The sequence below is a fragment of the Actibacterium sp. genome (assembly GCF_055134745.1).
The window spans coordinates 92,043-110,946 of record NZ_JBSRVX010000013.1; the positions used below are offsets into that span (position 1 = coordinate 92,043).

18 protein-coding genes and 1 tRNA gene are annotated in these 18,904 nt (G+C 62.0%); 5 read left to right on the forward strand and 14 right to left on the reverse strand.

Going from position 1 to position 18,904, the window contains the following annotated elements:
* Nucleotides 1-7: 7 nt before the first annotated feature.
* The 10 genes from rfbD to ACTCHC_RS02750 all read right to left on the reverse strand — a co-directional run bounded on the left by rfbD (nucleotide 8) and on the right by ACTCHC_RS02750 (nucleotide 12,204).
* The gene (gene rfbD, locus ACTCHC_RS02705; RefSeq protein ID WP_463020913.1) at nucleotides 8-865 is read right to left on the reverse strand and encodes a dTDP-4-dehydrorhamnose reductase; all 858 of its coding nucleotides are present in this window, start codon (nucleotides 863-865) and stop codon (nucleotides 8-10) included.
* Nucleotides 862-1,902, reverse strand: coding sequence for a dTDP-glucose 4,6-dehydratase (rfbB, locus tag ACTCHC_RS02710; protein WP_463020914.1), 1,041 nt, complete (start codon nucleotides 1,900-1,902; stop codon nucleotides 862-864). Before rfbB ends, rfbD begins: the two co-directional genes overlap by 4 nt.
* Nucleotides 1,903-1,905: 3 nt before the next feature.
* The gene (gene rfbC, locus ACTCHC_RS02715) at nucleotides 1,906-2,469 is read right to left on the reverse strand and encodes a dTDP-4-dehydrorhamnose 3,5-epimerase (protein ID WP_463020915.1); all 564 of its coding nucleotides are present in this window, start codon (nucleotides 2,467-2,469) and stop codon (nucleotides 1,906-1,908) included.
* A gap of 157 nt (nucleotides 2,470-2,626) precedes the next feature.
* On the reverse strand, nucleotides 2,627-3,430 hold the full coding sequence (locus ACTCHC_RS02720) for a hypothetical protein (protein WP_463020916.1): 804 nt from the start codon (nucleotides 3,428-3,430) through the stop codon (nucleotides 2,627-2,629).
* A complete protein-coding gene (locus ACTCHC_RS02725; protein WP_463020917.1) occupies nucleotides 3,430-5,697 on the reverse strand; it encodes a rhamnosyltransferase WsaF family glycosyltransferase in 2,268 nt (755 codons plus the stop codon). The genes ACTCHC_RS02720 and ACTCHC_RS02725 overlap by 1 nt, the downstream gene beginning before the upstream one ends.
* A gap of 120 nt (nucleotides 5,698-5,817) precedes the next feature.
* Nucleotides 5,818-8,502 carry a calcium-binding protein gene (locus tag ACTCHC_RS02730; protein ID WP_463020918.1) on the reverse strand — a complete coding sequence of 895 codons (2,685 nt, stop codon included), beginning with the start codon at nucleotides 8,500-8,502 and terminating at the stop codon, nucleotides 5,818-5,820.
* A gap of 126 nt (nucleotides 8,503-8,628) precedes the next feature.
* A complete protein-coding gene (locus ACTCHC_RS02735; protein ID WP_463020919.1) occupies nucleotides 8,629-10,068 on the reverse strand; it encodes an ArnT family glycosyltransferase in 1,440 nt (479 codons plus the stop codon).
* Nucleotides 10,061-10,366 carry a lipid-A-disaccharide synthase N-terminal domain-containing protein gene (locus ACTCHC_RS02740; protein WP_463020920.1) on the reverse strand — a complete coding sequence of 102 codons (306 nt, stop codon included), beginning with the start codon at nucleotides 10,364-10,366 and terminating at the stop codon, nucleotides 10,061-10,063. The genes ACTCHC_RS02735 and ACTCHC_RS02740 overlap by 8 nt, the downstream gene beginning before the upstream one ends.
* Nucleotides 10,359-11,087, reverse strand: a complete 729-nt coding sequence (locus ACTCHC_RS02745) for a glycosyltransferase family 2 protein (protein WP_463020921.1) — start codon at nucleotides 11,085-11,087, stop codon at nucleotides 10,359-10,361. Before ACTCHC_RS02745 ends, ACTCHC_RS02740 begins: the two co-directional genes overlap by 8 nt.
* 91 nt (nucleotides 11,088-11,178) lie before the next feature.
* On the reverse strand, nucleotides 11,179-12,204 hold the full coding sequence (locus tag ACTCHC_RS02750; RefSeq protein WP_463020949.1) for a LacI family DNA-binding transcriptional regulator: 1,026 nt from the start codon (nucleotides 12,202-12,204) through the stop codon (nucleotides 11,179-11,181).
* A 149-nt stretch (nucleotides 12,205-12,353) separates the two neighbouring features.
* On the opposite strand from ACTCHC_RS02750, the gene ACTCHC_RS02755 reads away from it, so the two are divergent.
* Nucleotides 12,354-12,429 (forward strand) — tRNA-Arg (locus ACTCHC_RS02755).
* 1 nt (nucleotide 12,430) lies between these two features.
* On the opposite strand, the gene ACTCHC_RS02760 is transcribed toward ACTCHC_RS02755, so the two are convergent.
* Together ACTCHC_RS02760 and ACTCHC_RS02765 are read right to left on the reverse strand one after the other, a co-directional pair.
* On the reverse strand, nucleotides 12,431-13,075 hold the full coding sequence (locus ACTCHC_RS02760; protein ID WP_463020922.1) for a winged helix-turn-helix domain-containing protein: 645 nt from the start codon (nucleotides 13,073-13,075) through the stop codon (nucleotides 12,431-12,433).
* Nucleotides 13,076-13,106: 31 nt separating this feature from the next.
* Nucleotides 13,107-13,397, reverse strand: a complete 291-nt coding sequence (locus ACTCHC_RS02765) for a hypothetical protein (RefSeq protein ID WP_463020923.1) — start codon at nucleotides 13,395-13,397, stop codon at nucleotides 13,107-13,109.
* A 173-nt stretch (nucleotides 13,398-13,570) separates the two neighbouring features.
* Here ACTCHC_RS02765 and ACTCHC_RS02770 point away from each other — a divergent pair, with 173 nt between their 5' ends.
* From ACTCHC_RS02770 to ACTCHC_RS02780, 3 genes are all read left to right on the forward strand, one after another.
* Nucleotides 13,571-14,062 carry a hypothetical protein gene (locus ACTCHC_RS02770; protein ID WP_463020924.1) on the forward strand — a complete coding sequence of 164 codons (492 nt, stop codon included), beginning with the start codon at nucleotides 13,571-13,573 and terminating at the stop codon, nucleotides 14,060-14,062.
* A gap of 51 nt (nucleotides 14,063-14,113) precedes the next feature.
* Entirely contained in the window at nucleotides 14,114-14,743 is a 630-nt protein-coding gene (locus tag ACTCHC_RS02775) for a ribonuclease HII (RefSeq protein ID WP_463020950.1), read from the forward strand.
* Between the two features lie 90 nt (nucleotides 14,744-14,833).
* A complete protein-coding gene (locus ACTCHC_RS02780; protein WP_463020925.1) occupies nucleotides 14,834-15,946 on the forward strand; it encodes a DNA methyltransferase in 1,113 nt (370 codons plus the stop codon).
* 150 nt (nucleotides 15,947-16,096) lie between these two features.
* On the opposite strand, the gene ACTCHC_RS02785 is transcribed toward ACTCHC_RS02780, so the two are convergent.
* Entirely contained in the window at nucleotides 16,097-17,206 is a 1,110-nt protein-coding gene (locus ACTCHC_RS02785) for an alkane 1-monooxygenase (RefSeq protein ID WP_463020926.1), read from the reverse strand.
* A 20-nt stretch (nucleotides 17,207-17,226) separates the two neighbouring features.
* A complete protein-coding gene (mutY, locus tag ACTCHC_RS02790) occupies nucleotides 17,227-18,270 on the reverse strand; it encodes an A/G-specific adenine glycosylase (RefSeq protein ID WP_463020951.1) in 1,044 nt (347 codons plus the stop codon).
* Between the two features lie 99 nt (nucleotides 18,271-18,369).
* Between mutY and ACTCHC_RS02795 the strand changes: the two genes are divergently transcribed.
* Nucleotides 18,370-18,891: a DUF721 domain-containing protein gene (locus tag ACTCHC_RS02795; protein WP_463020927.1), complete on the forward strand. Its 522-nt coding sequence runs from the start codon at nucleotides 18,370-18,372 to the stop codon at nucleotides 18,889-18,891.
* Nucleotides 18,892-18,904 lie beyond the last annotated feature (13 nt).

An 18,904-nucleotide genomic window follows, 5' to 3' on the forward strand; every position in this document is an offset into this window, starting at 1 on the left:
ATCCTCGTTACGCTTTCAATTCCGCCAGAACGGCTTGCAGGCTGATGCGCCAATCCGGGCGCGAAATACCAAAGACGGCCTGTGTTTCGCGGCAATCCAGCCGCGAATTTCCTGGCCGGCGCGCCGGGGTTGGATAATCGGCGGTGCCAATATCCGTCACCGCCGGGGCCAGTCCGGCTTGCCGGAATATTTCCCGCGCGAAATCCGCCCAGCTGACATCGGGCGCGCCCGAAAAGTGGTAAACCCCGCTGCGCCCGGTGCCGCGATGAAAGGCCGCTGCCATGGTATAAAGCGCATCGGCAATATCGGCAGCGGCGGTCGGCCCGCCCACCTGATCGCCCACGATGGTCAGCGTCTCGCGTTCGGTGCCAAGCCGCAGCATGGTCTTGACGAAATTATTGCCATGCGCCGAAAACACCCATGATGTGCGCAGGATCGCATATTGCCCGCCGGCGGCGGCGATCCCCTGTTCGCCGGCCAGTTTGCTGCGCCCATAGGCGCCCAGCGGGCCGGTTGGCGCGTCAACGGGCCAGGGCGCGCTGCCGGTCCCGTCAAAAACGTAATCGGTCGAGACATGCAAGAACGGCAGGCCGCGCGCGGCAGCGGCGCGCGCCATCGCGGTGGGGGCCGCGCCGTTCACGGCCATCGCCGTTGCCTCATCGCTTTCGGCGCGGTCAACGGCTGTATAGGCGGCGGCGTTCATGATCACATCCGCATCCGTGCGGGCAATCGCGTCGGCGATGGCGGCAGGATCGGTCAGATCGGCCACATCGCGCCCAAGCGCGACAAGTTCTACGCCGGCGGGACTGCGCTGCGCCAGTTCGATCCCCAATTGCCCGGTCGTTCCGAAAACCAGACACTTCATGCGGTTTTCCCCAGACGCTGACCAACCCCGGCGCGATCTTGCAGGGCGCGCCACCATGGTTCGTTATCCAGATACCATTGCACCGTTTTTTCCAGACCCTGTTCCAGCGTCACCGATGGGCGCCAGCCCAGTTCGCTACGAATACGGGCCGGGTCGATGGCATAGCGCAGATCATGGCCCGGCCTGTCGGTCACGAATGTGATCAGATCGGCATAGGGCGCCGCCGCGGGCCGCTTTTCATCCAGAATGGCGCAGATCATGCGCACAAGGTCGATATTGCGCGCCTCGTTCTCGCCGCCGATGTTATAGCTGCGCCCGATCTGCCCCTCTTGCAGCACCTTCAGCAGGGCATCGGCGTGATCTTCGACATACAGCCAGTCACGCACGTTTTCGCCCTTGCCGTAAACCGGGATCGGCTGGCGGGCCAACGCCTTCAGGATGACAACCGGGATCAGCTTTTCGGGGAAATGGAACGGCCCGTAATTGTTGGAGCAATTGGTCAGCACCACCGGCAGCCCATAGGTTTCGTGCCAGGCCCGCACCAGGTGATCCGAGGCCGCCTTTGACGCCGAATAGGGGCTGTTCGGCGCATAGGCCGTATCTTCGGTGAACTGCCCCGTCTCGCCCAATGTGCCATATACTTCGTCGGTCGAGATATGGTGAAACCGGAATTCTGCCGGCCGCCCCTGCGCCACCCAATAGGCGCGTGCGGCTTCCAGCAGATGAAAAGTGCCGTTCACATTCGTCTCGATAAAGGTGCCGGGGCCGTCGATCGAGCGATCGACATGTGATTCCGCCGCCAGATGCATCACCGCATCGGGTTGATGGGCGGCGAATATCCGGTCAAGTGCGGCGCGATCCCGGATATCGGCCTGCACAAAGGCATATGCCTGATTGTCCGCCACACTGGCCACATTGTCCAGGCAGGCGGCATAAGTCAACGCATCCAGGTTCACCACCGCATGACCGCGCGCAATGGCCAGCCGCACCACTGCAGATCCGATGAATCCGGCGCCGCCCGTTACAAGAATTTTCATAGCTCAGCCCTCATGGATGAACGGCGTTTCAAAATCGGCCAGCAGGGGTGCCGCGGCATCCTTGTCCGACAGCACCGGGGCCGTGTCGCCCAGGCCCCAGTCGATGCCGATATCAGGGTCGTCAAAGCGCACCGCGCCATCGCAATCGGGCGAATAATAGTCCGAACATTTATAAATGATCTCGGTATCCGGTTCACGCGTGACAAAACCGTGCAGAAACCCCTTGGGGATCAACAGCTGATGCCCGTTTTCAAAAGACAGCTCTGCCCCGACCCACTGACCATAGGTGGGTGATCCGCGCCGGATATCCACCGCGACATCAAACAGCCGCCCTCGCCCACAACGCACCAGTTTATCCTGTGCAGCTGGCGGTGATTGAAAATGCAGCCCGCGCACCGTGCCAACTTGCCGCGACAGCGAATGATTGTCCTGAACGAAATCGAAAAACAGCCCCGCCTGCTCCATCGCCTTGCGGCTCCAGCTTTCTGAAAAGAATCCGCGATGGTCGCCAAAACGCCTGGGGACAATCAACTTGACCCCCGCGAGCTTCGTATCCGTGACCTGCACTGCCTGTCTCCGCCTGAACGCTGTCTGTTGCTTTGCTTTTTCAGTTAGCAATTTGGCCATATTAAGTCACGCCACGATGACGCATAAATAACCATCCACCCCATTCCTGGCGGCAGCTGGGACAGAATTGCACAATATTGCCGCGTCAAAAGCTGCCCTATCGCCTGTTGTCGTACCCGAATTGCTGCAGCAACGCGGTGTTCTGGCGATGAAACAATGCCTCTAGCCATGCTATGCGCTCGGGCGTTTTGCCGGCATCAGGCTGTTGCGTCTGCAGCAGCGCATCGCGCAGCATCAGGCGAACCGATGCGGCGTCGCAGCCCGCGTTGATTGCCCTGACGATACTGTCGCAATCCTGCATGCGCAGCGAAGGATTCGCGGCAGACAGGCCGATTTGCCAGTCAAGGCCCGGACTGTCGAGAACCCGCTCGATCGTGCTGCGAATTTCAGCATGCGAGGCGATGACCGGCGGGTTCCGTGGCAGGCGCCCCATCCAGCCGCGCAAAAATCCGGCGGCGTTCAGAACATGTGCCCGATCAACGGCAAACTGTTCGAAACCACGCCCGTCAAATGCCCTGCCCGCCGCCAGGAACTGATCCAGATGCTGTTTGATGAACTGCGAATAATCGCCAAAAATGAAACTGCTGAAGGGGCGCAGAAAGGCGATGACCTGAACATCTATTCTCTCACGCCCGCAAATCTGCGCCAGGCGGTCGGCATGGGCGGGCGCGGCGAACAGGTCTTCATGCGACAGGACCAGATGCCCGATGTTTCGATCATATTCTTTTAACCACGCCGCCGCGCTGTCCAGAACCGCCAGGCCATTGCCGGGATGCCCCGCACCATCATGCGGATAGGCAATACCGGCTGACGCCAGCCGCGCCCGGTTCTGCAGCAGCACCCGCTGAAGATAGGTCGAACCGCATTTGGGGGCACCAATGTGAACTGTCAGCCTGCGCATCACGCGGCGTGCCGATCTTGTATCCAGGGCTGGCGGATCATCATGGCCAGTTGTCCGGCGACCTGATCCAGCGGCGCGCCCAGGCCGCCCAGATCAAAGTTGCGTTCTGCGGCATCCGGGGCCGGGGCGTTCCACGCGGTGATCAGGGTTTGCGTCAGGCTGGCTTCGGTCGGATCGCCGGAAAAGATGGCCGGGGTCAGGCGCGACAGATCCTTCGCGCCATAGCGGTTGGTGACAACCTTTGCGCCCGCTGCGGCCATTTCAAGCGGTGGATGGCTGGGATGGGGCGACAGCATCAACGACAGCCCCAGATCGACACGCGACAGGAAATCGGGGTAATCCGACCAGGGCAGCTTGCCCAGGCTTTCCATTCTGATACCCCCGGGCAGCCCGATATCGCGATGCGGCAGGCCGACGCTGACGACGCGCATATCCCGCGGACCCATCCCGGCCTGCTGAATGAAACCGGCCAGCGCCGCAACCGCCAGCGGAAACATGTTTCGCTCGACCTCAGGCCGACCATAGACGGCAAGCAGGCGTTGATCGCCCCGGCGGCGCGAGGGCAGCCCGGTATAGCGCGTCATGTCGATCGAGGGGTGAAAGGTCGGCGCGCCGGGCCGTGCAAAGGCATGGCCCGCTGCCATGAAATGTTCGCGCAGCAGATTGGTGTTGAAGACAGGGGTGAAATCAAGCCGATAGCTTTCCTCGGCCCCGGCGTGATCCCGGCCCCAAGGATAGAAGTTTGGCTCAAAATCCTGAATAAGATAGATGAACCGCCGATGCAGGAAATCACCGGATGCAAGGATGTGGTTTGCTTGCAGGGCGGTCCACCAGGCGGTTGCCAGAAACTGATCGGCAGGATGTGCGATGATTGATGCCGAAGTCACCCCGCACTGCAGGTTGATGGCCGCCCCGACGGCCCGGGCCCCCGCCCCGGCAGGGATGCGTCGCAATATGAAATCGCGCGAAGCCGCGATCGACGCGATCGGCAGATCGGTTGCCACGAACCGAACCGGAATGCCTTGTCCGGCCATTGCGATGCCCAGATCCAGCGCGGTGGTGATGCCTGCGAACATTTCGGTCGGGTTCAGACTGGGAATCAAAACCGTGACCGATGGCATAGTGGCGCGAAAATCGGGCCTCCATCCGGGTGTCAACCGGGTGTCGCGATAGGCCTGCCATTGGATCGGCACAGCAGGCGTTCGGCTCGTCTCGGGCGCGGGTTGCGGCGGCTGTCCCGGCGACAGAGCATAAACACGGCTGTCAAAGTCGCTCAACGCCGCGACGAAGCCCGGCCCGACCGACCGTTTCAGTGCCCAGACAGACCGCCCCGTGGCGACCACCGCATAGCCGATGGCGACCCCGGCAAGTTGTGGAAAACCGCGCAATAGCAGGCCCAGCCCGTCCAGAACAAAACGCGGGCCAAGCGTCATGCGACCCAAAAAGGGCTTCAGCGCGTTCAGGCGGGGAAGGTTTGCGGGCGTTTGCCCCATGCGCAGAACCAGACAACGCGCCAGATACATCGCCAGCGCATAAGAGGCGGCCCGCCCCCGCAGCCAGGCCCGACTGCCAAACCGGTGCCGCCGCGCACCTTTCAGGATTGCGCCAACGGTATTCGCCTCATGCTGGCGGTAATCGACCAGCGGCTTGTCGATATAGGCCAGCCCCGACAAGACCTGCGCCACCAGCGCCAGCCACAGGTCGTGATAGAAATGAACGCCGTTCTGCGCGGGAAACGGCAATGCCGCCTGAACCAGCCGCCGCGTCATCAACGTGGTCATGCCGGTAACGGTGTTGCGATACAGCAAGCCGCGCAGGTCGACCGCCTTGCGCCGCTGTTCCAGCTTGAACAGCGAGCGGTGCAGCACCCGTCCGGCACTGTCGACGACGCGCGCATCGCTATGCACCATATCGCGCCCCGATCGTTCAAGCGATGCCAGACCCTGCGACAGCCGCGACCGGTGCCAGACGTCATCCTGATCGGCCAGCGCGAAAAAATCGGCCCTTGGCAGCGCCTCAAGAGCCGCCGACAGCCCGAATTCGAACGCCCGCACCACATCCAGCGGGTTGGCTGGGGTTTCGATGGTATGGGTCAGACCGGCGCGCCGCGCCTCTGCCTTGATCAGCGCGGATGCACGACAATCTGCCGCGACGAACAGAACGGAAAAGTCGGTATGCGTTTGCGCCGCGATCGACTGGATCTGTGCGCGCAGATAGTCAGGTTCCGGATGATGCACCGCCATGACAATACGTATATGCTGCGCCATGCCTGCCCCTTCCCAATTGTCGGGGCCGCGTTCTGCCGCCCTTCGGATAAGGCCAAGGTTAGGCGGGCATGGTTTACAAACTGTTGCTGAATCCGTGATGGTTGCAAAGACTTTTGCCGGTCATATGAACACAAAATCGCCGGTATCCACTTGTGTGATGTCGATGCCCGCCAGCACGATCATATGGCCGCCATAAGTGATTACCGTGCCACCGGACGCAGCATGCGCCGTGATCGAAAGCCCGCCAAAGCCCCCCGCCACAGCCCTTAGTCGCAGCAGGTCGACACCGGGTTCGAAATCGGTGATCTGGTCAACCTCACCTGACATGAGATCGTTGAACACGAACAGGTCTGAACCGGTGCCGCCCGACAGGATGTCATCGCCAAACCCGCCATTCAGGATGTCATCACCCGATTCACCCCACAACTGGTCATTGCCATCGCCCCCGGCGACGAAATCATTCCCGGCGCCGCCCCATGCCATATCATCGAAACTGCCGCCGCCGATTGCATCATCGCCGTCTTCGCCATGGATCTGGTCCTTGCCGGTGCCGCCGCCAAGGTTGTCATTGCCGGGCCCGCCCCAGATGACGTCATTGCCATAGCTGCCCGCCATCGTGTCATCACCAAGACCGCCATATTGCAAATCGGCACCGTAACCGCCGCTGGTCACGTCATTGCCATCGCCCGCATCGATGAAATCATTGCCCGGCCCACCGCCGATCGTATCATTCCCGGCATCGCCATACAGCCGGTCATCGCCATTACCGCCGCCAATCTGATCGTGGCCAATACCGCCATGCACGATGTCGTTCCCGTCCGATGAGGAAATATTGTCGTTTCCAGCCCCGCCCCACAGGATGTCATCGCCATCATGGCCCAGGATCTGGTCATTCCCGTCACCACCATCCAGCGTATCGTTGCCCATGCCGCCTTCCAGCCGGTCACGGCCCGTGCCGCCCCAAAGGGTATCGTCACCCTCCAGCCCGATCAGCAGGTCATCCCCCGCCTGCCCGCGCAGGATGTTCCCGCCTGCATCGCCGGTCAGCATATCGTCGAACGGGCTGCCCGACAGACCTTCGATGCCGGCAAAGCTGTCGCCCGCGGCGTCGCCCGTATTGCTGGCGGGTTGCGACAGGCTGACCACCACCCCCGCCAGCGCGGTCGAATAATCCGCCAGATCAATGCCCGCGCCGCCGTCCAGCGTGTCGGCACCGGCGCCGCCCGTCAGCAGATCATCACCGCCCCAACCGAACAACGCCTGCACGCCGGCCCCGCCAACAACATGATCGTTGGCCGCATCCCCTTCGATCACTGGGGGCGGCAACGAACCTGATGTATCCAGCGACACACGGCTGACATTCACGATGTCGGAATCGCGCAACATGCTGGCGTATATGGTGCCCCCGTCGGCGCTGTTCAGGATGATCTGCTCGCCCCGCACCCACAGGATGGCACCGCTTGCGGTTGGCGTCACGGTGATGCCGGACAGACCATACAACATCGGATAGGATGACAGATCCAGCCTGTCGCGCCCGCGTTCGAAATCGGTGATGGTATCGGCCTGCCCGTCGGGCGACAGCACAAAAAGATCGGCCCCGGCCCCGCCGGTCAGCCGATCAATTCCAGCCCCGTCGATCAGGATATCATCGCCCGCCCCGCCATCCAGGTCAGAGCCGGCAGACCGCGCCGCCAACATGTCGTTTTGCGCAGTTCCCGCCAGCGACGGGCCGGTTGCAGACTGCACCACGCCAAGCGCGCCGGGGGTGAATGTATACTGTTCCATCCCCGCATCGGTTCCCGACAGGGTGAATATCTGCACCTCGGCCCCGACAGTGCGGGTGGCGATATCGGTAATATGCGCCAGCCCGACCTGTGCGGTGTCTGCAAGCGTTTCCAGCAGGATCAGCCGCCCGTCGGGCAACAAGGTGAACAGCGACAGGCCGTCATCGCGCCCCGCCGCCAGAACAAAAACCCTGCCGCCATAGGTGAAACTTTCAATCAGATCCGCCCCGGCAAAGCGGGTGATCAGCGTATCGGTTACCTGATCCACGGCGACCATCTGCCCGTCTGCGCCCATCTGCAGAACGGTCAGGCTGCTGCTGCCCGCCGACGCGGCTATCACGAATGTGGTGCCGCCAAACTGCACCGCCTGCAGCATCTGCGGGGTGGCAATCGGCAGCAGCTCGGCAGCGCCCAGCGATTGCACCGGGGTCAAGCTGCCGTCAGCCGCAACCTGAAAACTGCCCAATCCGTTCTGCGTGGCCGAAGCCGCGACGATATAGGTTTCCCCGGCCAGCGTCACACGGGCCATCGCGGCAATGCCCCCCGCATAGATCGACGGTCCATCGGCAAGGGTTGTGACTGGCGTCAGCGACCCGTTCGGATGCAGCTGAAAACCCGCGATGCCGGACCCTGACGCCGGTGCCAGATAAATAACTGTCTGCCCGGCCAGATCGACCGCTATCGCGGACAGTCTGTCGATTTGCAGGCCTGATCTGTTCGCGTATAGGGGAATGCTGGCCGGGTCTGGGGACGTGGCGACAAGCGCGATATCGTCCTGCCCCAGCCGGACCATCTCGCCACCAAGCACGATCTGAACAGTGTTGGGCAGGGATGGAGGATAGACGATATGGGCCACCATCTGCGCCAGCATACCGATGGTCAGCCCGAATTCGACATGATGGCCCGCGCCGTTATCGGTCAGCACCAACTGCCCCGCGCTGTCGATGTCCAGACGGGCAATCAGCGATGGCGTTGCAAGAACACCATCAAGAACAGTTCCCCTGTGGGTAAGAAAGCCCACGCTGCACCACCTTTTCCACCCGGTATCATCAGGTGCAGGATCGGGCGTGCGGGTTAACCATCACTTGATCTGCGCAGCCATGCTGCCGATAATTTTCCGTAAATCCGAATGACTGGCGGACCAACTTCAGCCCTCTGCCCAGCACCCGGCCGGAATGGCAAACAGCGTCTTCGGTTTCCCGCGATAGGCACCGGTTTGGGGCGCGATCCGCCCCAAGGCCTCTGTGCCTGCGGCGCAGGCCGGCGGATCAGCGGTGTCGCTGACGAACAGAACCCGGCCACTGCCCCCCGGATAGGGGTATTTCAGCGCATAATGGTTGGGTGCGCGACCCCGGACCGGCACCGCGAAAAACCGCATGTCGCTGTCGCGACCGGTATAGAACAGATCGGCCAGCACATCGCGGTTCTGCGCCACGATCGTATCCAGATTATTGGCGCGCGCGGTGTCGATAAGCGCGCGGCTCATGTCCGCGCGTCCCATATAACGCGCCAGGGCCGGTTGGCCACCGGGCAGGATGACCGCCGCGCCAAATACCCCCAGCACGGGCAGCGCCACCGCCAGCGCGCCATTGATCACGAACGAGCCGACACGCCAGCCGCGCGCCAGCCATGGCAAAACCGCGACCGTGCCCGCCAGATAGGTCGCCGCCGCCCAATTGGCATAGGCACCCGACAACAACGCCTGTACGCAGACAACCGCCAGCACCGGCAGCGCAAAGATCAGCAGGAACTTGCGATCGGGGCTCTGATACCGGAACCGCGCCGCTATCCAGATCAGGCCACCAAACAGAACCGGCCCGAACACCGCGAACTGACTGACCAGGAACTCAACAAGCGCGCCAGGATTCAAACCCGCCCGTGTTCCCGGATCGCGCACCCAATTTGCATTGTCCAATGTATGTTCGACCGTCGAAAACCCGTTCTGGGCGTTCCAGATCAGGTTCGGTGAAATCGCCACGGCAAAGGCAAGCAGGATCAGCAAGGCGGTGCCTGGTCGTGGCCGGGCCGCGGGCAAGGCGATGGCAGCCAGTACCGCGCAGATCAGGTAATATATCGCTGCGTATTTCGACAGGAATGCCAGCCCCAGCGCCAGCCCCGCCAACAGCGCCGTTCCATGGCTGCCGCCCCGCAACAGATGCAGATAGGCCGCAAGCGCCAGTGCCAGAAACGGGAACATCACCGTGTCGGTCGACATCAGGATCGAGGCCAGCGACACCATGGGCAGCGTCACGAAGCCGGATGCTGTCAGAACTCCGGCGCGGGTCCCGAACAGCCTTGCGCCGATATGGCCCAGGATCATCGCCGTGATCCCGTGTAGCACCGGCGCGGGTGCCCGCACCCAGAACGCGGCATCACTGCCGGCCAACCGTGTCGTCAGGCCGATCACCCAGCCGATCATCGGCGGCTTGGAGTAATAGCCCAAAGCCAGATCGCGGCCCCATAGCCAATATTGGGCCTCGTCCACGAACAGATCCATTCGGTTAAAGACCAGCAGAAGCAACCGCAGCGCCGTGATTGCCAGAACGATCAGCCCGGCAGGTAGAATCCAGCGCCCTCGATCATCCATTGCGGCGTTCGGCATGGATCAGCCAAAGATTGCGCATATAAATCACCAGCCCCATCGACTGGCCCAGAATGAAAACCGGATCCTTGCGGTATACCGCATAGGCGAACAGGATGATCCCGCCGCCGATCGAGAAATACCAGAATGCCATGGGAATGACCGAGCGGCGCGCCTTTTCCGATGCCAGCCACTGCACCAAAAACCGCGCGGTGAACAGCAATTGTCCGCCCAGCCCCACGATCACCCACCAGAATTCGGGCCATCCATCCACATGCAGCAGCGAAAACAGGAACTCAGCCATTGTCTACCTCGGTGGCGCGGGCCTTCTTGCGGCGGCGGATCAGCCAGGCCACGCCGATCAGATCATGGATCCCGACCAATGCGCGTTGCAGGTTGTTATAATTTGACGTGCCAGCCTGCCTGTCGCGATGCGCCACATCGACCAGTAACACATCCCAGCCATCCCGTCGGAACAAGGCCGGCAGATAGCGGTGCATATGATCGAAATAGGGCAGGGCCAGAAACGCATCGCGCCGGAACCCTTTCAGCCCGCAGCCCGTATCGCGGGTGCCGTCCTTCAACACCCACGCCCGCACGGCATTGGCAAAACGCGAAGCCAGTTTTTTCGACGCCGTATCGCGCCGCGCCACCCGTTGCCCGGCGACCAGCCCCAAGCGCCCCGTCACATCGTCCAGCAGCGGCGCAAACAGCTTTGGCAGTTCTGCGGGGGGGTTCTGGCCGTCGCCGTCCAGCGTACAAACGATACGTCCCCGCGCCGCCAACGCGCCGCTGTGAACCCCGGCGCTCTGGCCCGCTGAACGGGCATGCTGCAGCAGGCGCAGATTGGGATGACTCGCCTGCAACATACGAACCTGCTGCGCGGTATCGTCGGTCGATCCGTCATCGACCACGATGATCTCATAGTCGGCGCGCCCGTCACAGGCGGCCACGATTTCAGCGATCACTGGCGCGACATTGCCGGATTCGTTTTTCATCGGAATAACAATCGAGACGGACGTCATGCTGGCCCCATGTCATCCCGCGCAAACGGGTGGAATTTGCAGGCGTTAAACACCAATGAACCCGCCTTGTCTACCACGCCCACAGGCACCGTCAGCCGCGGCGCAGCGTATCCCCGATCTGCAGGCGCGGTGTCAGTTCGACCCGTTCGCCCGCACTGCTGGCACCTGTTTGCGTGCATTGGGCAATGATCTGGGCGGCCTTCGTGCCAATCTCGCGCCGGCAGGCATCCATTGTCGCCAGCCGCGGATTGATGCCATCCAGCAATTCGATGCCATTGAACCCGGCCAGCCCCAGCTTGCCCGGAACCTCAATTCCGTTGTCCAGACAATGCAGCAGCCCGCCCGCCGCGATCATGTCGTTCGAGTAATACAGAAAATCCAGATCGGGGCTGCGCTGCAAGATCGCGGCCGTCATTTCGCGGCCCTTCAGCAAGGACGACCCCCCGGAATAGAATTCATGATCGGTCATCTCGACCCCGGCCTTGGCCAGCGCCCCGGTAAAGCCTTCGAACCTTTTGCGGGCGCGATGGTCCAGCGGCATCTTGGTTCCCAGGAACCCGATACGGCGATAACCGGCCTGGACGATTTCCCGTGCCATTTCGATGCCCGCGCGCCGATGCGAAATACCCACGACCGAATCCACCGGCTCGCCATCGGTATCCATGATCTCGACAATCGGTATACCGGCATTCATCAGCATCGCCCGCGCGGCCTCGCTGTGTTCCAGCCCGGCGATGATCACGCCCGAAGGTCGCCAGGACAGCATTTCGAACAGCACCGCCTCTTCGCGTTCGGGTTTGTAATGGGTAATGCCGACAACGGGTTGCAGCGGGCCGTCTTCCAGAACCTGGCTGATGCCGGTCATGACCTCGGGGAAAACCATGTTCGACATCGACGGGATGATGACCGCCACCAGGTTCACCCGCTGCGAGGCAAGCGCCCCCGCGATCTTGTTGGGCACATAGCCCAGCTTTTTCGACGCCGCCAGAACGCGGTCGCGCGTGGCCTGGCTGACATCGCCGCGATTGCGCAAAACCCGGCTGACGGTCATTTCACTGACCCCCGATGCCTCGGAGACATCGCGAAGGGTCAATGGGCGGCGCGGGCGCGGCGGCATGGATTGTGTCACTGATTTGCCCCTGGATATGACTGCTCTCATAGTTAGCGGTAAACAATCCGTATTTCCAAGCCCCTTCGCATGCAGCACCCAACGCAATATCGAGAAGGGTTGAACAAGAACCGATTTGCGGTGACAACTGCGCCCGTGGCCTCGTAGCTCAGGGGATAGAGCGACCGCCTCCTAAGCGGTAGGTCGATGGTTCGAATCCATCCGGGGTCACCAGTCACACCATGCGAATGACATCCTTGTCGATCGACAGCATGTATCCCTTGCGGGCGATGTTCTTGACCAACAGTTCGCCCACGATCTGATTGCCCAGCGCATCGCGCAGGCGTTTGATGCGGGTGGCGCCGGCGGCTTCGTCGCAATCGGCGGCATTGCGGCCTGAAATCGTCGCCTCGATCTCGGCGCCGGTCAGCACATCATCGTCCATGCGCGCCTCGGCCAGAACCGCCAGTGTTTCAATGGCGGCCTCGGTCAGGTGGAATTCCATGTTGTTCAGCACCACAGCGTTTTCGGCCCGCCGGATCAGCAGCGACGTAATATGGATGCCCGCGCGCTCGATTTCGTCCATCCGCCGGTTTAGGGCTATGATCGTCGCCAGAAATACCAGCGACGCGATCAGCAGCGCGGTGGCAAAGATCAGCAGCACCAAGATTATCATGCGATAAGACGCCAGCACATCGGAAAAGGCGGTGCCGGATTGCGCCAGGATTTCCAGCAACCGGATGTCGCTGGGGGCGTTCAGCCCGTCATTGTCGACGAATATCCGCTCTACCCGGATATTGAAGGCATTGGCGTCGGGCAGGTTGATGAACAGCAGGACCGCCGCGATCAGCAAGATCAACACGATCGCCGAAACGCCCATCGGGACGATATGCCCCGAGAGGCGCCGCCCGTCAGTATTTGAGGAAGAATTGCCCGGCACTGTCTTTCCTTTCGGCCAGCCCGTCCTGGGCGAAGACGGACATGACGTTCAGCAGCTTCCACCGGTCACGGGAAATGCGGCGTTCGATTTCCTGCTTGGCGGCGGCGCGTGACGCGCAGGCTGCATCGGGCAATTCGATCACGCCGTAATGCAGGCGCAGGGGGCTGTCCTGCTTGGCCTTGTAATCGGCAAAGCATCCGGCCTGCGCTGGCAAGGCAGTCAGCATGGTCAGGCCAAGGATAAGGAAGATGCGCTTTTTCATGCGGTCACAATGGGTCACTGCGGGCGGTTATTCAATATCATCGCGATACAGCCACGCCGGCTTGGGCCTGAACTGTGCTGTTATTGCATGACAATGGGGGTTGGCGCCCATGCTTGGCCCATAACGTCGCCTGCGGGGCTGGCCCGCAACGGACATCGACCAAGGACCAAGATATGAAAAAGCAAATGACCGCCGGTTTACTGTCGCTTTCTCTGGCGTTTTCAGGGCTGACAGCGGCCCCCGCCCATGCCGATACCAACAGTGACAAGGCCGCGGCCCTGTTATTGGGCTTCGCGGCGTTGGTTGGCATCGCCAAGACGATGGAAAACAGAAACCCGCCCCAGCAATATACCCGGCAACCCGCGCCACAGGCATATTACCCACAGCCGCAATACCGCCGCCCGCCCGCAGCCTATCACCCGCCTGTGCAGAAAGGATATGGCAAGAAGGCAGCCGCCTTGCCGGTGCAATGCCTGCAACGTGTCCGATCGCAGGGCGGATCACGGAATGTTTTCACCGGGTCTTGTCTGGATCGGTCGGGCCTGCGGGCCAACCTGCCCAGATCCTGCGCGATCGACCTGCGCGGCCCCAACGGGCGGCAGGATGCTTATGATGCCTCATGCCTGCTGCAAAAGGGCTATGTGATCGGCAGCCTGCGCCGCTGATTTTTCTTGCGCCCATGGGCCAGAGCGTGAATCACATGGCCCATGTCACCCATGATGCCCGATTTCAGCTTTGAAAACGCCGCCCGCGCCGAAGGGGCGCGGATGATCGTGGGCGTGGACGAGGTCGGGCGTGGCCCGCTGGCCGGGCCGGTGACCGCTGCCGCTGTCCGGCTGGACCCGGCGCGCATCCCCGAAGGGCTGAACGATTCCAAGAAACTGACCGCAGGCCGGCGTGCGCTTCTGGCCGCACAGATCATGGCCGTGGCCGATGTGTCTATCGCCCATGCCAGCGTCGAGGAAATCGACCGGCTGAACATTCTGGCCGCATCCCATCTGGCGATGTGCCGGGCGATTGCCGGGCTGGACGTTGCCCCCGATCTGGCGCTGATCGACGGCAACCTGTTGCCCCGCGATCTGCCCTGCGCAGGCCGTGCGATCATCAAGGGCGACGCGCGCAGCCTGTCGATTGCGGCGGCGTCAATTGTGGCCAAAACATGCCGCGACGCGATCATGGTGGATTTGGCGCAACAGCATCCCGGCTATGGCTGGCATACAAATATGGGTTATGGCGCAAAAGCGCATCTTTTGGCGCTTCAAAATCTGGGTGTTACCCCACACCATAGACGTTCGTTCAAACCTGTCCACAATATCTTGTATCAAGAAAAATCTATAAGTGATTGATTCAAAAAAGAAATTGACGGCGAATCGCCTTTGACTCATCTTTATCCACAACAACGCGACGCCGAAACTGGCGCGGGGACAGGGGCAGAGATGAAGACCATGACCAAACAAAAGGGGGCGTCCGCGCTTCCGCTCAACCAGATTTTGGCCGGCGATTGCGTGGAGGTGATGAATGCACTTCCCGAAAATTCGGTCGATCTTATCTTTGCCGATCCGCCCTATAACCTTCAGCTGAAGGGCGATCTGCATCGCCCCGACAACAGCCGCGTCGATGCCGTAGACGATGCCTGGGACCAATTCGCCAGTTTTGCTGCCTATGACAAGTTTACCCGCGATTGGCTGGCCGCTGCCCGGCGCATCCTGAAACCAAATGGCGCGATCTGGGTGATCGGATCGTATCATAATATTTTCCGCGTCGGCGCTGCGTTGCAGGATCAGGGCTTCTGGCTGCTGAATGATGTGGTCTGGCGCAAGTCGAACCCGATGCCGAATTTCCGCGGCAAGCGCCTGACCAACGCGCATGAGACGATGATCTGGGCCAGCAAGCAGGAAGCCAGCAAATACACGTTTAATTACGAGGCGCTGAAATCGCTGAACGAAGGGGTGCAGATGCGGTCAGACTGGGTGCTGCCGATCTGCACCGGACATGAACGGATCAAAGATGCCGCCGGTGACAAGGCCCATCCGACCCAGGAACCCGAAAGCCTGCTGCACCGCGTTCTGGTGGCCAGCACCAATCCGGGCGATGTCGTGCTGGACCCGTTCTTTGGCACCGGCACAACGGGTGCCGTGGCCAAGAAACTGGGCCGCGATTTCATCGGGATCGAACGCGAGGAAGCCTATCGCAAGGTTGCCGAGGCCCGCATCGCCAATGTGCGCAAGTTCGACGCGGAATCGCTGGGGGTCACCGGATCGAAGCGGGCCGAGCCGCGCGTGCCCTTTGGCCAGCTGGTTGAACGCGGCATGCTGCGCCCGGGCGAGGTTCTGACATCGCCGCGCGGCAAGACGGCCAAGGTGCGCGCCGATGGCACGCTGGTGGCCCAGGATGTCAAAGGGTCGATCCACCAAGTGGGGGCGGCGCTGGAAGGCGCGCCCAGCTGTAATGGCTGGACCTATTGGTGCTTCAAGCGCGACGGCAAGGCGATCCCGATCGACCTTCTGCGCCAGCAGATCCGCGCCGAAATGGAAGATCGCCCCAACTGAATTCCCTCAAATACGGTTTACCGCCGGCGCCTGTGGCCTGACACCACGGCGCCTACTGGCCCCGCCTGTGCAAACGGCGGGGCTTTTTTCATATATGCGCCCGTTCCGGGCGCATGCCTGCGGCGCGAGTATTTGTGCCAAGAAGATGGGTCAGACCTTTTTGGAGCGGTTATAGGGTGCCCAGTCGGAAATCTCGGGATAGAATTGCCGCCGCCATGCACGCACACGCGGGTTCATCCGCCGCCGCCACAGGGGTGGCACCATGGCCAGGGCGGTCATCGCCGGATAGCCGAAGGGAAGCTGGGGCGCCTCATCCGGGGCATAGGTTTGCAGCAGCGGATAGCGGCGGTCGGGCTTGGTATGGTGGTCGGAATGACGTTGCAGGTTGATCAGCAACCAGTTTGACGCGCGATGGTTCGCGTTCCAGCTGTGGCGCGGCAAGACCGGTTCAAAGCGCCCGTTATCCAGCCTTTTGCGTGTCAAACCGTAATGTTCGACATAATTGGTCAGTTCCAGCTGCCAGATCGCCACCAGCGCCTGCCACAAAAACAGCGCGACCCCGGCCCAGCCGCCAATGGCGAAGGCAAGAACCACAGCCGCACCTTGCAGCGCCCCGTAGCGCCAGAACGGATTGCGGATATGCCAGGCAGGCAGCCCGCCGCGCGCCAGAAGTTGCGCCTCGGCCCGCCAAGCAGATTGCGGGCAATGGGTAAGCACCCGCCAGAAATACCGATGAAAGCCTTCGTTATAGCGGGCCGTCACCGCATCGCGCGGGGTGCCGACATGCGGGTGATGCACCAGCAGATGTTCGGATCGGAAATGGCTGTAGAGCACCGAGGCCAGCAACAGATCGGCCAGCCAGCGTTCGCCCCGGTTGCGCTGGTGCATCAGTTCATGGGCATAGACCATGCCGATCGTGCCGGAAATGACGCCGACGCCGAAAAACAGCGCGATGATTTCGGCGGTGTTCAGGTGGGTGCTGTGGGTGGCCCACCAGATCATGCCGAATATCAGCGGCAGCTGGATCGGAGCCCAGATAAGGGTGACAAGCCGGTGCCAGAACAGATCTGCGCCGCTGTCGGGGTCGGGGTTGTCGGAGCTCTGCCCAAAGGCCATGTCCAGCGCCGTGATCAGCCACCATGCCGACAGGGGCAGCAAGACCAGCGCCCATCCCCCAGCCCGGGCCGCCAGCACCGCCAGCGGGATCAGGGCAAGCGACAGCCAGAAGGGCAGGGCGCAGGGTGGGTTGGTACGGATCATGGGCGGATGATACCGCCCGCTCAGTCCGGTTTCAAAGCCGATTGCGCAATGTCGAACGCTTTTCGCATCACAGTGGGCAGGTCAGACGGGCGAAATTCAGCCGGACCCATGAACTGCCCCTGCGTCGGTATGCTGTCGGCCGCCACATCCGCCACTTGCAGCGCAAGGCGCAGGTGGAAATGGGTGAAGGTATGGCGCACCTCGGCCCCCGGATCGCGCCAGTTTGTGGCCAGCGGCGGTGATGGCGCCGGGGCATCGCCCCAGTCTGACCCGGGCCAGCCCAGCATGCCGCCCAACAGCCCGTGATCGGGTCGGCGCTCCAGCAACCAGGCGCCATCATCGCGCCGCGCGATATAGGCGATGCCATGGCGGGTTGGCTTGGCCGCTTTGGGGTTGCGGCGGGGCAGCTCGGCCTGGATGCCTTGGGCGCGGGCCTGACAGGGATTGCGCAGCGGACAGATGCCGCAAGCGGGCGCTTTGGGTGTGCAGATCGTGGCCCCCAGATCCATCACCGCCTGGGCATGACAGCCGGGCCGCTTTACGGGTGTCAGGCGTTCGGCCAGCGCGGTCAGTTCCGGTTTGGCAAGGGGCAGGGGCGTTTCAACCGCGAATAGCCGTGCCATGACCCGTTCGACATTCCCATCGACAACCGTTGCGGGTTCATCAAAGGCGATGGCCGCGATGGCCGATGCGGTATAGGGGCCGATGCCGGGCAGGGTCAGAAGCTGCGCCCGGGTCCGGGGAAACTGCCCGGCATGATCGCTTACCACGACACGGGCGCATTTCAGCAGGTTGCGCGCCCGCGCGTAATAGCCAAGGCCGGCCCATTCCCCCATCACATCGGCATCTGCGGCGGCGGCCAGCGCGGCAACGTCAGGCCAGCGCGCGGTGAAACGCAGGAAATAAGCGCGCACCGCCGCGACAGTGGTTTGCTGCAGCATCACCTCGGACAGCCAGACGGCATAGGGATCGGGGCGGATGCCGACCAGCCGCGCAGCAGGCCCCACCCGCCAGGGCATGTCGCGGGCATGGCGATCATACCAATCCAACAATGCCGTGCTCATATCGCAATAACGCAAACTTTATGCCCTGTTCTGCTATTTGTCTGGCGTGCTGCCTGTCGTGCACTAGAATAGCGTCAACACCGACGAATGACAGGCAGCATGGCCACCACTTTGACACAAGACGGGCCGAAACGGCGCAAGCGGGGGTTCGAGCGAACCGCCAGCCTGCTGACGGATCGTATTCGCCATGCCGGTGAAACGCGCGGTTTTGCCGTGACACGTCTGTTGACCCATTGGGCCGAGATCGTGGGCGAAGACATTGCCGGTATCGCCCTGCCTGTGAAAGTCCATTACGGGCATCAGGGTTTTGGCGCGACGCTGACGGTGCTGACAACCGGCGCGCAGGCCCCGATGCTGGAAATGCAGAAGGAACAGATCCGCCAGAAGGTGAATGCCTGCTATGGCTATGCTGCGATTTCGCGGATTCATCTGACTCAGACCGCGCCGACCGGCTTTGCCGAAGGGCAGGCGGTTTTTCAACCGGCCCCTCGTGCGGACCGGCGGCCCGACCCGCAGACAGTGGCGCAGGCCGCGCAGATGTCAGACGGTGTTACCGATGCATCTTTGCGCGCTGCGCTTGAATCGCTGGGCAGAAACGTTCTATCCCGCCAGAAACGGTAAGGAGACCCTACCA

What these genes read in the sequence shown, in the direction of transcription:
- ACTCHC_RS02770 (WP_463020924.1), top strand. Translation starts at nt 13,571, where the DNA reads ATGAAAAAGCAAATGACCGCCGGTTTACTGTCGCTTTCTCTGGCGTTT.
- ACTCHC_RS02720 (WP_463020916.1), bottom strand. Translation starts at nt 3,430, where the DNA reads ATGCGCAGGCTGACAGTTCACATTGGTGCCCCCAAATGCGGTTCGACC.
- ACTCHC_RS02760 (WP_463020922.1), bottom strand. Translation starts at nt 13,075, where the DNA reads ATGGGCGTTTCGGCGATCGTGTTGATCTTGCTGATCGCGGCGGTCCTG.
- mutY (WP_463020951.1), bottom strand. Translation starts at nt 18,270, where the DNA reads ATGAGCACGGCATTGTTGGATTGGTATGATCGCCATGCCCGCGACATG.
- rfbD (WP_463020913.1), bottom strand. Translation starts at nt 865, where the DNA reads ATGAAGTGTCTGGTTTTCGGAACGACCGGGCAATTGGGGATCGAACTG.
- ACTCHC_RS02745 (WP_463020921.1), bottom strand. Translation starts at nt 11,087, where the DNA reads ATGACGTCCGTCTCGATTGTTATTCCGATGAAAAACGAATCCGGCAAT.
- rfbB (WP_463020914.1), bottom strand. Translation starts at nt 1,902, where the DNA reads ATGAAAATTCTTGTAACGGGCGGCGCCGGATTCATCGGATCTGCAGTG.
- ACTCHC_RS02735 (WP_463020919.1), bottom strand. Translation starts at nt 10,068, where the DNA reads ATGGATGATCGAGGGCGCTGGATTCTACCTGCCGGGCTGATCGTTCTG.
- ACTCHC_RS02780 (WP_463020925.1), top strand. Translation starts at nt 14,834, where the DNA reads ATGAAGACCATGACCAAACAAAAGGGGGCGTCCGCGCTTCCGCTCAAC.
- ACTCHC_RS02740 (WP_463020920.1), bottom strand. Translation starts at nt 10,366, where the DNA reads ATGGCTGAGTTCCTGTTTTCGCTGCTGCATGTGGATGGATGGCCCGAA.
- ACTCHC_RS02765 (WP_463020923.1), bottom strand. Translation starts at nt 13,397, where the DNA reads ATGAAAAAGCGCATCTTCCTTATCCTTGGCCTGACCATGCTGACTGCC.
- ACTCHC_RS02795 (WP_463020927.1), top strand. Translation starts at nt 18,370, where the DNA reads ATGGCCACCACTTTGACACAAGACGGGCCGAAACGGCGCAAGCGGGGG.
- ACTCHC_RS02750 (WP_463020949.1), bottom strand. Translation starts at nt 12,204, where the DNA reads ATGCCGCCGCGCCCGCGCCGCCCATTGACCCTTCGCGATGTCTCCGAG.
- ACTCHC_RS02775 (WP_463020950.1), top strand. Translation starts at nt 14,114, where the DNA reads ATGATGCCCGATTTCAGCTTTGAAAACGCCGCCCGCGCCGAAGGGGCG.
- ACTCHC_RS02785 (WP_463020926.1), bottom strand. Translation starts at nt 17,206, where the DNA reads ATGATCCGTACCAACCCACCCTGCGCCCTGCCCTTCTGGCTGTCGCTT.
- ACTCHC_RS02725 (WP_463020917.1), bottom strand. Translation starts at nt 5,697, where the DNA reads ATGGCGCAGCATATACGTATTGTCATGGCGGTGCATCATCCGGAACCT.